11 protein-coding genes are annotated in these 14,997 nt (G+C 45.6%); 8 read left to right on the top strand and 3 right to left on the bottom strand.

Annotation, left to right across the window (positions count from 1 at the left end):
* Positions 1 to 678: 678 nt before the first annotated feature.
* Positions 679 to 2,031, bottom strand: coding sequence for an MATE family efflux transporter (locus LRP50_RS22905; RefSeq protein WP_274166739.1), 1,353 nt, complete (start codon positions 2,029 to 2,031; stop codon positions 679 to 681).
* 207 nt (positions 2,032 to 2,238) lie between these two features.
* Between LRP50_RS22905 and LRP50_RS22900 the strand changes: the two genes are divergently transcribed.
* From LRP50_RS22900 to mepA, 8 genes are all read left to right on the top strand, one after another.
* Positions 2,239 to 4,047 carry an IucA/IucC family protein gene (locus tag LRP50_RS22900; protein WP_274166738.1) on the top strand — a complete coding sequence of 603 codons (1,809 nt, stop codon included), beginning with the start codon at positions 2,239 to 2,241 and terminating at the stop codon, positions 4,045 to 4,047.
* Complete coding sequence (locus LRP50_RS22895; protein WP_274166737.1) at positions 4,034 to 5,758, top strand: IucA/IucC family protein; 1,725 nt, start codon at positions 4,034 to 4,036, stop codon at positions 5,756 to 5,758. The genes LRP50_RS22900 and LRP50_RS22895 overlap by 14 nt, the downstream gene beginning before the upstream one ends.
* Before the next feature lie 13 nt (positions 5,759 to 5,771).
* Entirely contained in the window at positions 5,772 to 7,028 is a 1,257-nt protein-coding gene (locus LRP50_RS22890; RefSeq protein ID WP_274166736.1) for an AMP-binding protein, read from the top strand.
* A gap of 9 nt (positions 7,029 to 7,037) precedes the next feature.
* Entirely contained in the window at positions 7,038 to 8,312 is a 1,275-nt protein-coding gene (locus LRP50_RS22885; RefSeq protein ID WP_274166735.1) for a DUF6005 family protein, read from the top strand.
* Position 8,313: 1 nt separating this feature from the next.
* Positions 8,314 to 9,144, top strand: a complete 831-nt coding sequence (locus LRP50_RS22880; RefSeq protein WP_274166734.1) for a sugar phosphate isomerase/epimerase family protein — start codon at positions 8,314 to 8,316, stop codon at positions 9,142 to 9,144.
* 141 nt (positions 9,145 to 9,285) lie between these two features.
* On the top strand, positions 9,286 to 9,990 hold the full coding sequence (locus LRP50_RS22875; protein ID WP_274166733.1) for a response regulator transcription factor: 705 nt from the start codon (positions 9,286 to 9,288) through the stop codon (positions 9,988 to 9,990).
* 147 nt (positions 9,991 to 10,137) lie between these two features.
* The gene (locus LRP50_RS22870) at positions 10,138 to 12,072 is read left to right on the top strand and encodes a TonB-dependent receptor domain-containing protein (protein WP_274166732.1); all 1,935 of its coding nucleotides are present in this window, start codon (positions 10,138 to 10,140) and stop codon (positions 12,070 to 12,072) included.
* Positions 12,073 to 12,274: 202 nt separating this feature from the next.
* Positions 12,275 to 13,111, top strand: a complete 837-nt coding sequence (gene mepA, locus LRP50_RS22865) for a penicillin-insensitive murein endopeptidase (RefSeq protein ID WP_274166731.1) — start codon at positions 12,275 to 12,277, stop codon at positions 13,109 to 13,111.
* A gap of 54 nt (positions 13,112 to 13,165) precedes the next feature.
* Here mepA and LRP50_RS22860 read toward each other — a convergent pair whose 3' ends face one another.
* Both LRP50_RS22860 and trhP read right to left on the bottom strand, forming a co-directional pair.
* Positions 13,166 to 13,420: a YfhL family 4Fe-4S dicluster ferredoxin gene (locus LRP50_RS22860; protein WP_274166730.1), complete on the bottom strand. Its 255-nt coding sequence runs from the start codon at positions 13,418 to 13,420 to the stop codon at positions 13,166 to 13,168.
* Between the two features lie 3 nt (positions 13,421 to 13,423).
* Positions 13,424 to 14,815: a prephenate-dependent tRNA uridine(34) hydroxylase TrhP gene (gene trhP / locus LRP50_RS22855; protein WP_274166729.1), complete on the bottom strand. Its 1,392-nt coding sequence runs from the start codon at positions 14,813 to 14,815 to the stop codon at positions 13,424 to 13,426.
* Positions 14,816 to 14,997 lie beyond the last annotated feature (182 nt).

Below are 14,997 nucleotides of genomic sequence, written 5' to 3'. Positions count from 1 at the left end.
GTAGGTTTTTGTGGATGGACTCTCACGCGCCTTCGGCTTGAGTCCCGGACGAGCGCGCCCCCGGCCGCTCCGCCATTTATTAAGAAGCCTCGCTAGCAATAGCGGGGCTTTTTATCGTTTGTAGGTTTTGTAGATGGACTCTCACGAGCCTTCGGCTTGAGTCCCGGACGAGCGCGCCCCCGGCCGCTCCGCCATTTATTAAGAAGCCTCGCTAGCAATAGCGGGGCTTTTTATCGTTTGTAGGTTTTGTAGATGGACTATCACGCGCCTTCGGCTTGAGTCCCGGACGAGCGCGCCCCTGGCCGCTCCGCCATATATTAAGAAGCCTCGCTAGCAATAGCGGGGCTTTTTATCGTTTGTAGGTTTTGTAGATGGACTATCACGCGCCTTCGGCTTGAGTCCCGGACGAGCGCGCCCCCGGCCGCTCCGCCATATATTAAGAAGCCTCGCTAGTAATAGCGGGGCTTTTTATCGTTTGAGGGTTTTGTAGATGGACTCTCACGAGCCTTCGGCTTGAGTCCCGGACGTGCGCGCCCCCGGCCGATCCGCCATTTATTAAGAAGCCTCGCTAACAATAGCGGGGTATTTTATCGGATATCACTGCGTCACTTTGTTCTCGTTTCCACCATTTATCTTAAGCCCAAGCAACTATGCTTGGGCTTTTTGACGTTTAGAGGCTTAGACATAAGCAATACTGGATGGTTTCTGCCTTTTTTGGTGAATCACAAACAAGGTAATTGCTACCGTTAGCGTGACAAATTCGGCGATCGGTAAGGCAGTAAGAAAGTGCTTTTGCTTAAAGTATATTGAGAAGGTCAGAAGGAAGAGTACTGGGAGCAGCAGCCCTCTGCTGAGTGCGATAACTGTTGATTGTATTGGCTTTTGTATTGCTGTGAAGTAGGCAGAGATTAAAACATTGAGGCCGCTGAACAAGAGGCAAGGCCAAATGATCTTGATATATAGCAAAGCCCTTTGTTGCGAAACGTCTTCTGCTTCTGATAGGAACAACTGAGAGAGCTGATGAGGGTACAGAGTACAGACTATGACGAGTACGCTACTAACACTTATAATCGTTATTGCCGCTAATAACATAAACTGTCTGATACGACGAATATGCCCAGCCCCAAGGTTTTGACTCACCAGAATATGGATCGCATCAACAATTCCATAGTACGCCATCATACTGATGAAAAGCACATAATTGGCAATAGAAAAGCCTGCAATAGCCGCATTATCACCTTCAATGAGTAAGAGCCAGTGAACCGTGAAGATCACGATACCTACGGATATTTCATTAATAAATTCAGAGAAACCGTTGATGAGTGCACGTGCTGATTCTTTGAGTTTTAGTCCTTTTAACGTGAACGTAAGAGTTCTGTGCTTTCGTGTAAAAAAGCACAGCAATATAGCGAGTTGAATACACTGCGCAAGGGTTGTTGCCCAAGCAGCCCACTCGATGCCAAGCTTTAAATAGCCAAGAAACAGCACGTCTAGCGCAATGTTTGTCAGTGCGCCAATAATCAGAGCCGTTGTTGCTAATACGGGAAATCCATCTGCACGTACAAAGTAGTACAACACCATGGCGCTTAACTGGATGATTAGGCAGTAAGACATAATCCCAAAGTAGCTATCCATGGCTGGGCGTATAGAAGGGGGCGCATTGAGCGCTTCAAAAAGATACTCACTGTTTGGTGTCACTAACAGTGCCATTGAAACCGTAAATAGCCCAGCACAGAGTAGAGATTGGGAGAAGATGGCATTGGCTTTTTTCTGCTTCTTTTCACCTATATACCTTCCCGCTAATACCGTACCTCCTATCGCAATCATTAAGCAGACGGAAAACATAAACGTAAAGTAAGGAATAAGCAGGTTAATTGAGGCAAGTGCCCCTGCTCCTAGATAGCGTCCAACAAATATCCCATCAACAATACTGGCACTGGAGATTGCGAGTAATCCAACGAGAGATGGTATCGCGAAATAGAAGAACGTCGGGATGATCGGAGCATCAGTTGTTCGGGTTTGAGAAGTCATAGAAAGTCAGGCTTTACGATAAAACGAATATCTTGTTCGAGTGGAGGAATTCTATCTATGAGGGGAATATGAATTTGGGATCTTTCTAGTGGGGTGTTGTAACAAAGGTAACAGTTAGTGAAATGATAATTAATATCAATTAGAGTTCTCAGCCTTGTCGAGTGTAGCGCTTAAAACAGTGTTACTTGCTTTTAAGGTGAGGTCATTTTGAGCCAAAACGCAAAAGTCATCGCAGAGATTGCATCATTTCAGGCATTCTTCAACTGCTACCTAAAAGAGATAGATGAAGGGCATTGGTATACCGCGAAACAATGGCAAGATGCGGAGAACAACATCTCATTTGAAAACGGTGCCTGGGTGGTTGAAACGCCCTTGCCTAACCAAAGCACTAAACTTGCCATTGTCGTTAGTTACCGCACCTTGGTAGGCTGCCACCAATTTTCCTGCGCTTATCTATTCAACTCGTTGAGTGGCGACTGGCAGGAAGTGCCTTTCTCTAGTGCTGTGCGTCTCCTGATCGACACCATTTTCTCATCCAATATCTTTTCAACATTTAACATTCAGCGTGAAACGAACAAACAGGAACTGCTCTCTAGAGTGACTGAAAGTCGATCATTGATGGAGGCCTATATTGCACGCAGACTTGGCGATACAAAGCTAGCCAGCACCGATTTTATCGATGCGGAACAATCGCTGTTGTATGGACATTGGCAACATCCAACGCCTAAAAGTCGGCAAGGCATGCTTGATTACCATCATGCCTATTATGCACCTGAAACTAAGGGGAGCTTCGCGCTGCACTATTTCAGTATTGCAAGAGACCTAATATGTCAGCGCTCTGCGCTGACGATTTCAGCAGAAGAGATCATCACGTCTTCATTGCCAATATCATCACTGATAAAAGATGATCATTTGGTTCTACCTATGCATCCACTACAAGCTCAATGGCTGCTTCATCAACCGAATGTTCGCCAGTTGATGGAGGATGGTTTAGTCGTTGATTTAGGTATTCAAGGTGTTGAGTTCACCGCAACGTCTTCGGTTCGTTCACTCTACAACGCGCATTTGTCTTGGATGTACAAGTTCTCGTTACCTGTCAAAATCACGAACTCATTACGCGTGAATAAAAGGCATGAGCTTGATGCCGGTGTAGTGATGGCAGCGCTTTATCGTAAAACTAGGTTCAGTGAAGCCTATCCTCAATTCAAAATCATTACGGATCCGGCATACATAACGGTTGTTTTACCAGGGCAAAGCGAAACTGGCTTTGAAGTCATCATTAGAGAAAACCCATTCTCTGAAGGCAGGGATACCAATGTCGTCACCATTGCGGCGCTAACCCAAGAAGCGCTTCTAGACGATATTTCTATGCTTTCTCGATTTGTAAAAGCCATTGCACTCAGGGAAACATCCTCGTTATCTCAAGTATCCATTAAATGGTTTGCTAAGTATTGGGAATGCAGCATAGAGCCTATGTTAAAACTCTATGATGAGCATGGCATCGCCTTGGAAGCCCACCAGCAAAATAGTGTTCTTCATATAGAAGACGGCTATCCATCAATCTATTACTTCAGAGATAACCAAGGTTTCTACTTGTCGAACGCTTACAGGAACCACCTTGCTGCCATGGATCCTGAGTCCGTTACTGTTGATGATCTTTACTTTGACGATGACGTTATTTGTGACCGATTTGCCTATTACCTTCTGATTAATAACCTGTTCTCGATTATTGGTCGTATGGGAGCAGACAGCTTGGTCGACGAAAGAATACTGATCAGCTTCGTTCAGCAGCGCCTTTTGGCATTGCGTCGCGTATTTACGGGAGCAGGTACGTTATTTGTCGACCAGTTGCTTTCTCAATCCAATATTCCTGCTAAAGGAAACTTACTTACTCGCGTTCATGATGTTGATGAACTCACCGTCGAAAACGAGCAAGCCATTTACTGCCAAATTCCCAATCCACTTGTAATGACCTGCTTAGAAGAAGCGACGGAGGTTTGCTATGCCTCTGCCTAAATGCGAACGGCTGCCGCCAGAAGTACGAGTGATTAAGCAATTACTAGAAGCTCTACTGTTTGAAAAGTATGTTGAGGTATCGGTTTCACCTTGTATTGAAGAGCTCTCGTGGGTGATGGGAAGCGGTGAATACAGCGTGAAGGGGAAGATTGGTGCGTTTGGCCGGTATCGATTAATCATCAACAGCTTGAAAATAAATCAACGATCCATTGATGTGAGTATCGAGTGGTTAGCAATTATTGATGACCTCCCTACAACGAAAGACATCAAGAAAGCACTCATTAAAGAATTTATTCAAACGGTACAACTAAGCCGTTGGAACTCTCAGCATTTACCCAAGCGGCTTTCACGACGTTCATCAAGTTACTCGGATCTAGAACATCAATTAGATGAAGGTCATCCTTATCACCCTTCTTTTAAAGCCCGAACGGGTTTTGATGATGCGGCTCATCGAGCCTTTGGGCCGGAAGCGGGAAATACATTTAACCTGTATTGGTTGGCTATTCGTCATTCATACCTCAAGCAAGCCTTGCCTGTTGACCAAGCTCATTTTTGGAAAAATGAACTTGGGCATGGTCAATGGAGCCGACTGTCTGGCGCGTTAAATGCGCATGATGAAACTTGGGATGACTATGGTTTACTGCCTATCCACCCTTGGCAATGGCAGCAATTAAAAGACGGTTGGCTGGCGAATCACCTTGAGAACAAAGACATCATATTTCTTGGAATTGGCGCGGATAAATACACGGCAACACAATCTGTTAGAACGTTACTGAATAAAGACGTACCACTGCACCCAAACGTAAAGTTGCCAATGAATATGGTTAATACGTCCTCGCATCGAAACTTGGCGGCGCACTCTGTTTGCCTTGCACCTCATGTATCTCAATGGCTTCGAAATGTCATTGATAGCGATGTCGAATTAATAGGCTTGAGCATTCTCAATGAGTACGCTGGCGCTAGGTTCTCCGATGATTCGTTAGACGTCACCTCATCAATTGAATTAGGCCAGTTGGCTGTTATTTATAGAGAAAGTGTTAATAGTCACTTAAAAGAGGGAGATGACGCCATTCCATTTAATGCCATCATGATGGTTGAAAATGATGGCTTACCGTTCATTGCAGGTTGGGTTGAACGTTATGGACTTGATGCATGGATAGAGCAGCTTATCGAAGTGACGGTAATCCCCATTTGGCATCTGCTGGTTAAGCACGGTATCGGGATCGAACCCCATGGTCAGAACTTGGTGCTGGTGCATCGTGATGGTTGGCCTGAGCGCATTATTGTTCGAGATTTTCATGAAAGCGTCGAATACAACACAACATTTATTCGTGATGCTGACTCGGTTCCAAATTTTGCAGAAATCGAACCTTCGCTGCTCGATGCCCCGCTTGATGATTACTACGCAATGAGTTCGGTTGAACTGTTGCGAGAACTGGTCATGGATACCTTGTTTATCTACAACCTTGCTGAAGTTTCACACCTTATTAGCATTTTCTACCCCTTGTCCGAGCGTGAATTTTGGCTCCGGGTTTCTAGCAAACTCGATGAGTATGAAAAGAATCATCCAGAACTTTCAGAACGCTTGTCATTGCTGGGATACCGATCGCCTGAAATCCTCACCGAGTCTCTTATGACAAGAAAATTGAAGGGGAGCCGCGGCGAGTGTCATCACTCTATTCCAAATCCACTATCCATCGAGCACATTTAAAAGTAGGGACGTTATGATTTTCGTTAACGATGAATTCTATGGTCATGAATATTTTCATGACGCTTACGAGACATTTAAAGCCGATCCCATTCTTGGTGACTGTGCGGGCAAACGTTTTGCGATATGCAGCGGTGACTCTGCTTACGTACTATCTGTGTGTCTGTACTTACGTGAACATGGGGGGTCTTTCTATCCCATATTTTCACCAACGCCTCGACTTGCCGCCAAGCGACTCGCAAACCGAGCTAAGTGCCATTTCTTGCTTTTCGATAAGCATCAACCTGCGATGACATTGCAAAACAGCGCGATAGATAAAGGTGCGGTGCTCGTTCAAACCAGTTCAGGAACAACGGGTGAACCAAAAGTCATTACCCGTACTTGGCAATCAGTAGCCGAAGAAGTGGAAAGCTATGTGTCTTTCTTCAGTGCCCCTCAAACCATGACGCCACTTATTGCCTGTCCTATTACGCATTCTTATGGGCTGATTGCAGGTGTGTTTGTTGCGTTAGAGCGTGGGGTAACACCCGTAATCATCAATAACATCAACCCAAAGTACTTGTTAAAAACCTTGCTGAGCACGCCCAATCATCTTTTGTATTCGTCACCAGCGTTAATTCATTCTGTTGTTCAACTCTATCCTAAAGATCAGGTGCTACATGCTGTGATGACGTCGGGCACGGTGCTTCCAGGTGTTTGGTTTGATGCGCTTAGAAAGAAAACGAAACATGTCTTCCAGCAATATGGATGCTCAGAGGCCGGATGTATCGCCATCAATCCATATACGCAAGCAGCAAATCAAATGGGGCTACCGCTTCCGCATCTCAATGTGACAGCCGGAAAAAGTGAGGCTTTCCCAGAAGAAATCTTGGTGACCAAAGGCGAATGGGTAATTCGCACGCAAGATCTTGGGTATCTCGATGATAAGGGCGAGCTTTGTTTCGTTTCTCGTTGTGATGACATGATCAATGTCTCTGGGCTAAACGTTTATCCGCAAGACATCGAAAATGTCGTGTTGGAAATTCCAGAAGTGACAGAAGCGATTGTTTTTAAACGCCCAGACTCGTTTTCAGGAGAGCGTGTTTGCCTGCAGTTTATTGCGTCAAATCAGGTTGAGCCGAGTCGTATTCGCCAATGGTGCGGTACTAGATTAGCGGCTTATCAATTGCCCGTGGATATTGAGCAATGTGAGGAGATTGAAAAAATGGCGAACGGCAAAGTTAATCGAAAAGCACTCTCACAAAGTAAAGTTCTAATTCCAGCAATAGGCTAAGGAGGCACCATGCAGCGCGAAGAAATCATTGAAGCAATCCGACAGGTATTGATGGAAAATATGCAAAGTCGACATATGAGTAGCTTTAGTGAGTCGGCAAAGTTAAATGAGGACCTCTATCTAGATTCGGTGCTAATTCTCCAGTTAATTCTTCATTTAGAGCTCGATCTAGGGCTAAGTGTGCCGGAGCAAAATATCACGGCTGCAGACTATATAACCGTATCTAGCTTGGCTGATTTTCTGTGCCGAGTTAACAGGAAAAATGAGGTGTTCGACGATCCTGTCACTGAAGAGTTTGAAGACGTAAAAGTGCATTGCTTTGTTAGCTGTGTGTGTGAGTCATTGAAGCGAAAAGGGATCGATCACCGTCCGTTTTATTTTGGCGTGTGGGATGCAACTTTCACCATCAGTGACGACTTTCGGCTTCAATACCATTCCGACGATATCAATCATGAACAGTTTCTTTCGTGGTATCAGCGGCTCTATGGTGTTCGTCTAGATTCTTGGTATACGGAAAGTGCGTCTAAGCAAGAAAACATTCAAGTAATGAATAGGTTGCTATCCGATAAATCAAATACAACAAATCTTATGGTGATGTTGGATATGTACCAACTGCCTGAACGAGAAAATAAATTTAGCCAGAACCCTTTTCCTCACTACGTCATGTTAGAAAACACGGACGATCCTAAAAAGATCATGATGCTAGATCCTGATTTTCGCTGGGAGGGTGAACTTGAGCGAGAGCGCGTCTTTAATGCCATTACACAGCCGAGTGTCGCCGGCGGTTATGTGTTTGACGAGCAGGGTTTAAAGCATGCGAAGCCCGAAGATGTGCAAGCCTATTTCGAAGCATGTTTTATCGCGGCATCGAACCCACTGACTGATGCCATTCGCACCATTCTCCACGCCCATACGTCCGGCGACAATGACGTAGCTTTGTCGGCATTGCACCTCGCAGTGCGTGAAATTCGTGTTATTGCCGTGCGCAAATACGCCTATGAGCATGGATTCGCATTTTTCTGGCGAGCCTTAGGTCTCTCAGATGATGATTTTGAGCGGTGGTGCGATGTGATTGAAGAGCTGATTCAGACTTATTCTTCGATTCAGTATCAAATGATGAAACTTGCCGAGACGAATGACCTGTCTCTTCAAGTCGGTATTTACGCACTGCTAAACAAGCAAAACAAAACCGAAATGCGCATTAAAAAGCGACTTCATGAAGTCTACAGAGACTGGTGCGAACTCAATGACTTGGTTGTTGAAAACTGTGCTGAGGCTGTGTGATATGCAACTGTCTATTTGCACTATTTCATTTCGACACCATTTGGTTTCCCTAGAGAACATCGCAGAGTGGGCGAGGAGTCATGATTTTCAAGGCATTGAGCTTTGGGGGGCTCACGCGCTTGGCTTAGAGCACCAGCCTCAATATGATGCCAAATGGATCAATGAGATGGGGCTATCTATCTCTATGTTAAGTGACTATTTGCCCATCGTTGGTGATGAACGAGAAGCTGAGAAAAAATGTCAGCATATCTGCCGTCTTGCCAACTACTGGGATACATCAAAAGTACGAACCTTTGCGGGACATCAAGCGAGCGATTGTGTTGATGCTAAACAGCGAAAATCGATGGCGCGCCGCCTGCATCAGATCTGTTGTTATGCCGCCGATTTAGGAATAGATGTGCTAGTGGAAACTCATCCTGGGACGCTTGCCGATACGCCAAATTCAACTCTCCAGTTGTTGGATGAGGTCAATCACCCTGCATTGAAATTGAATTTTGATACCTTACATGTTTGGGAGGCTGGTGAAGATCCTGTCGCCTTCCATCGACGTGTAGCGCATTGTGTTGGTCATTATCATCTAAAAAATGTGCGTTCGAGAGAGCAATTGAATGTATTCTCGCCGCACAATGTTTACTCCCCTGCAGGGAGTCGATATGGCATGGTTCCGCTTTTAGAAGGAGCGATGGATTATCATCGATTCTTACCAGAGGTGTTGAGAAACGAAGATTCAACAGCGTCGCTGGAATGGTTTGGTAATGACGTGAAGAAAACCTTATTGGTGGACAAAGCTGCACTTGAGTCCATTAAGCAAAACCTTCATATGTATTCATAAGGGAAATAACACAGCCGCCTAACTTACTAGACTCTAATAGTGTGATCTTGATCTAATCTGTGGTGTGATTCTCTTTCATAAAACGTAATGATATTGATAATCGATCTCATTATCGGGCGATGAAACCTTACGGATGGCGTAATGAATGCACAAGTAGCGCAGTACGGACACACTTTGCTGGTTGTTGAGCCTGATAAGAAATACGGAAAAGCACTCGTTGATCAACTTCAACGCAAAGGTTTCTTGGCGCGATGGTGTGTATCTTCTGGCGAGGCGTTAGCGCTTGAAGAGCAACTGGCGACTGAACTTATGATGCTATCAAGCTCACTTCCTGAAATGAAAGGGCATTGCTTACTCAAAAATCTGCGCCAAAAGACATCTATTCCGATCGTATTGTTGGCTGAAGAGTATTGCCAACGCACCTGTATCAATAGCTTTATTTACGGTGCGGATGATTACATCACTCGCCAGCAACCCTTTAGCGAAATCGTGTGCCGAACAGCCGCAATACTTAGGCGCACAGCACAACAACCAGCCTCCTCTCACCATTCGCTTATGATTGTTGATCAATTGGTGATGGATAAAAAGCAGCAAGAGGTGATCTATGATGGACAAATTATCTCTGTTACGCCCATCCAATTTAAGCTGCTTTGGACGCTGGTGGCTCAACAGCATCAAATCCTGAGTAAAGACTATTTGTATCAACGCGTTCTCTCGCGAGAATTTCAGAAATACGATAGGAGCTTAGATATGCATTTGAGTCGAGTCCGCAAGAAACTGGTGGCGGCTGGAATGAATGCAGAGCGTCTACAAACAGCCCATGGGATAGGGTACTGTTTTTCTTAGTCACAGACCATTGGCGTGAACCAGCCACTAATAACTTAAAAATCAATATCTTAGTGCATTTGTAACAGTTGTAAAATTCGTTTACAGTACACCACTCTCATTTGATAATAATGAAAATCATTATCGTTATTATATGGAAGTAGAAAGATGTTCCAAGGAAGCCGCTTCAAAGTATCCCCACTTAGTGTTGCTGTATGTACCGCACTTTTCAGCCATATCGCAATCGCGAATACCTCAAACACTGATGAGACAGTTGTTGTTACTGGTAATCCACTTCAAGCTACTGATGTCGCTATTGATGCCAGCCAGCTTGAGAAGAGCCAAGCTAGCGATCTCAATGATATTTTCCGTACCAGCTCGGAAGTATCGGTAGGTGGCAGCACGGACTATTCACAGAAAGTCTACGTGCGAGGCCTTGAAGATACCATGTTGAACGTCACCATTGATGGAGCGGTTCAAGCGGGTTCTTTGTTCCACCACCAAGGCAGTTTGTTTATTGAACCTGAGCTACTTGAACAAGTTGACGTTTTTGCAGGTGCAGGACGTGCGACCGATGGCGCAGGTGCTTTAGGCGGTGCTATCAAGATGAAAACCAAAGATCCTCGTGCGTTGCTCGAAGCGGGTGAGCAATTTGGTGGTCGAGTGAAAACCACTTACTCAGACAATACGGAAGGTTTTAAGACGTCCGCAACGGGGTATGGTGCACTAACAGAGAAAGTCACTGTTCTAGCATCCTTGGGTTATACCGATCAAGATGATTACGTTGACGGAAATGGCGATACTGCTGATTACACAGGGTTTCGTAATAAGTTCGGCTTTGCGAAAATTGTGGGTGAGCTGACAGATTTTCAAACGGTCACTTTCAGTTATGAGCGCAAAGAAGATGATTCAACGCGCTTTGCACGTCCACATATGGGGGATTTCAGTAGAAACTACCCATTGCTACAAAGCACTTATCGTGACACCGCGACGCTAAACTATTTATTAGATTCTGACAGTGCATGGCTGAATCTGGATACCACGTTTTACTACACCGATATAAATCTTGAGCGTTTTAATGATCCTCGATTCGGAACCTATGTTGGTAACACCGAATCGATCGGTGGTGACATTCGCAATACATCTCTCTTCGATCAGTTCACGTTGATTTACGGCACAGACTTCCGTGGTGATGAATCTACGTTTAGCGGTGGAGGCCAAACTTTCGTCGATAAAGGTGACCAATTTGGCGTTTACCTCCAAGGTGACTACAACGCGACACAGTCATTGGTACTAAGCGCTGGTGCGCGTTATGACCGTTATGCCTTAGATGAAGATCTGCGAGATGGTGATTCTCGCTCCGAAGGCAGTGACATTTCAGATAGCGGGTTTAGCCCGAATGCTGCAGCTACTTACTTCATCACTGACGATGTGAATGTCATTCTTGGTTATGCAGAGGCCTTTAGAGGCCCGCAAATTGGCGAATTGTGGTTGTTGGATTACACCTATAGTGATAATGACCGTAAGGGTGAAACAGCAAAAAATACGGAGCTGACCGTTAACTGGAGCTTTGACAACGGGTATTTGTCGGCACAAGTGTTTGATAGCAAAATCGAAGATGTGGTTGATCGTGATGGTGCCGTTTATGAAAACGTTGGCACGTTAGACAATCAAGGGTATACCGTCTCAGCGGGTTACCAGTTGGAAAGCATTGCAGCGACTATTAGTTATACTCGCGCAGAACCAGAGCTAAACGGTGTCCCTTTGAGCGATAGCGACATGAACATTGGCACTTCGATTGGCGATACGTTGGTTACCAGTGTGAACTATTTTGCGACGGAAGATCTTGAGTTTGGTTGGACAGGACGTTTTGTTAGCCGTTTGACAGATGTGCCAGAGGGCTCTGAAGAAAAACCAGGTTATGGTGTTCATGACGTATACGCTCAGTGGATGCCTGTGAACGGCGAAGATCTTACGTTGACAGCGTCAATCAAGAACGTGTTCGACAAAGCATACCGTGACCAAGCGAGTTTGAGTGAAGATTACAATGGTACGTTTGAACCTGGGCGTAACATCAAACTGGGTGTGAATTGGGGCTTCTAATTGGTAATGAAAGAGGAGTCTGAACTTCTCTTTTATCAGGCCTGATGCTGGCCGTAATTTTGACGAAAAGGAGAAGCGATGCTTCTCCTTTTTTGATTCGGCTTACAATTCTTTCCATCGTTTAACTCTTTAAGTAACCCTTCGTCACTCGCAGTAGTCTAGCCTGCTAAGATCGTAGAGAATTCTTTGTTGTGGGGCTGAGATGACGAAAACCATATTCATGCTTTTTCTAATGGCTTTGTTTTTATGGGGATTAGAAATGGCATTTGCCAATGAATGGGAACGTGTTGATGCCCCTGCATACGGGCAAGATCAATCAATCGGCAGTTATGCCAATGGGTGCCTTCAAGGCGGAGAAGCCATGCCGCTGGTGGGTGAAGGCTACCAAGTGATTCGACCATCAAGAAACCGTTACTATGGCCACCCAGACATGATTGCTTACCTAACGAAGCTTGCGGCGAGAACCAAAGGCTTTGGTCTTGATGACTTGTTGATTGCGGATATTTCGATGCCACGTGGAGGGAACTTTACCAGCGGGCATTCCAGCCATCAAACGGGGCTGGATGCGGATATCTGGTTAAGCTTTACGCCAGATAGGCTTAAACAAAGTACATTGGAAGCTCCCACTGCAATTAGCATGGTTGATTTAAAGTCCTATTCGTTGCGCCGTGACAATTGGCTTGAGGAACATGCCATTCTTTTCCAAGTGGCCGCGTCAGAACCTGAAGTTGCACGTATTTTTGTCCATCCAGTGATCAAAGAAACCCTGTGTGAAATGGCATGGGAAGATCGTTCGTGGTTACAAAAAGTGAGGCCGTGGTGGGGACATCACTATCACATGCATGTGCGACTGCGTTGTCCTGACGGAAACGCCTCCTGTGTTGAGCAAGCAACGCCGCCGAAAGGGGATGGCTGTGGCAGTGAATTGATCAGTTGGCGACCGAAGCCGAAAGATGAACAGGAAAAAGTCGTCACGACAAAAAAGAAAAAGCGGGTGAAAGTGAAACCAGAGCAGTGCTTGATTGTGCTTCGCCAGTAGGAGCTGAGCGTTTATTTATTGCAGCCAACAAAAAAGCGCCTTTCGGCGCTTTTCTTATGCAAGACCCTGAAGGGTAACAAACTTTTCTAATAGTTCATCGTTCGTTTCACGACGTTCTGGATCAATAATGATGCAGTTCGTGATCGGGCAAACCGACTGACAGGTTGGCTTTTCATAGTGACCCACGCATTCCGTGCATTTGTCTGGATCGATCTCGTAGATCTCAGCGCCGAACGTGATGGCATCGTTCGGACACTCAGGATCGCACATGTCGCAGTTAATGCACTTCTCGGTGATCAATAGCGCCATCGATTACGCACTCACTGTCTGAATGGTATTTGGGTTACGGGTGTTCGCACCGTCGACCAAGTTACGCATAAGCAGGCCGAAATCTAGGTTCATGTCTTCTGGCATTGGGATAAAGACAAAGTGACCGTTACCTTTCGCATCGTCGATCACTTCACTCTTGCGGTTTTCCATGGTTTCTAGCGTGAATACGACATTGCCGCTTGGCGTCATCACTTCCAGTGAGTCGCCCACAACAAATTTGTTCTTCACTTCGACTTCAGCCAAATCACCACGACGTTTACCAGTGAACTCGCCCACGAACTGCTGGGTATCTGAAACAGAGTAACCGTAGTCGTAGTTTTGGTATTCACTGTGGTTGTGACGACGAAGGAATCCTTCGGTGTAACCGCGGTGCGCTAGGCTTTCTAGCGTGCCCATCAAGGTCTCATCAAAAGGCTTGCCCGCGACTGCGTCATCAATCGCTTTACGATAGACTTGCGCAGTACGTGCACAGTAGTAGAAAGACTTAGTACGGCCTTCGATTTTCAGCGAGTGTACACCCATCTTGGTCAAGCGCTCTACGTGCTGGATAGCGCGAAGATCTTTTGAGTTCATGATGTAAGTGCCGTGCTCGTCTTCAAACGCCGCCATTTTTTCTTCTGGGCGGTGCGCTTCGCTCAACAGCACCACTTCGTCTGTTGGTTTACCAAGACCCAATGTGTTGTCTGGACGCTCTTCAACGTCTTGAACTTGAACGGCGTCTTGAATTTCAACGATTTGACCGGTTTCGTCTTCTTGCGCTTTCTCTGTTTTGTATTCCCAACGGCATGCATTGGTGCAGGTGCCTTGGTTCGGGTCACGTTTGTTGATGTAACCAGAAAGCAGACAGCGGCCAGAATAAGCCATGCAAAGTGCACCATGAACGAAGATTTCAATCTCCATTTCCGGCACTTCTTTACGAACTTCTTCGATTTCTTCTAAAGACAGTTCACGTGAAAGGATCACGCGCTCAATGCCTTGGGTTTGCCAGAACTTCACCGTTGCCCAGTTAACCGCATTCGCTTGAACTGACAAGTGAATTGACATGTCAGGGAATGCTTCGCGTACCATCATGATAAGACCTGGGTCAGACATGATTAGGGCATCAGGGCCCATATCAACAACAGGTTTCAGATCGCGAATGAAGGTTTTTAGCTTCGAGTTGTGCGGTTGAATATTACACACCACGTAGAACTTTTTACCCAGTGCATGGGCTTCATCGATACCGATTTGAAGGTTCTCATGGTTGAATTCGTTATTGCGCACACGAAGGCTGTAACGCGGTTGACCTGCGTAAACGGCATCAGCGCCGTAAGCAAAGGCATAACGCATGTTTTTTAGGCTGCCAGCAGGCGATAGAAGTTCTGGTACAAACATATTCTTAGCTTCTGTTGTCTGAGTGTAAGTCAGGCCACATCGGACTTGATGTGGAATAGCGGGCGATTTTACTGTGATCTTGTTAACATAGCCAGTTCCATTCTGGAAACCAATCGAAGAAAATGGTGTCTTTCTTATGGCCTGCCGATTTACGCGTTTTCAGTGCATAAATTGACATAGTG

Source organism: Enterovibrio gelatinilyticus, assembly GCF_028683095.1.
Taxonomy (GTDB): domain Bacteria; phylum Pseudomonadota; class Gammaproteobacteria; order Enterobacterales; family Vibrionaceae; genus Enterovibrio; species Enterovibrio gelatinilyticus.
This window is presented reverse-complemented; position numbering and strand designations above follow the sequence as displayed.

Coding starts and splice junctions, on each gene's coding strand:
- mepA (WP_274166731.1), top strand. CDS start 12,275: ATGACGAAAACCATATTCATGCTTTTTCTAATGGCTTTGTTTTTATGG.
- LRP50_RS22860 (WP_274166730.1), bottom strand. CDS start 13,420: ATGGCGCTATTGATCACCGAGAAGTGCATTAACTGCGACATGTGCGAT.
- trhP (WP_274166729.1), bottom strand. CDS start 14,815: ATGTTTGTACCAGAACTTCTATCGCCTGCTGGCAGCCTAAAAAACATG.
- LRP50_RS22870 (WP_274166732.1), top strand. CDS start 10,138: ATGTTCCAAGGAAGCCGCTTCAAAGTATCCCCACTTAGTGTTGCTGTA.
- LRP50_RS22885 (WP_274166735.1), top strand. CDS start 7,038: ATGCAGCGCGAAGAAATCATTGAAGCAATCCGACAGGTATTGATGGAA.
- LRP50_RS22880 (WP_274166734.1), top strand. CDS start 8,314: ATGCAACTGTCTATTTGCACTATTTCATTTCGACACCATTTGGTTTCC.
- LRP50_RS22890 (WP_274166736.1), top strand. CDS start 5,772: ATGATTTTCGTTAACGATGAATTCTATGGTCATGAATATTTTCATGAC.
- LRP50_RS22905 (WP_274166739.1), bottom strand. CDS start 2,031: ATGACTTCTCAAACCCGAACAACTGATGCTCCGATCATCCCGACGTTC.
- LRP50_RS22875 (WP_274166733.1), top strand. CDS start 9,286: ATGAATGCACAAGTAGCGCAGTACGGACACACTTTGCTGGTTGTTGAG.
- LRP50_RS22895 (WP_274166737.1), top strand. CDS start 4,034: ATGCCTCTGCCTAAATGCGAACGGCTGCCGCCAGAAGTACGAGTGATT.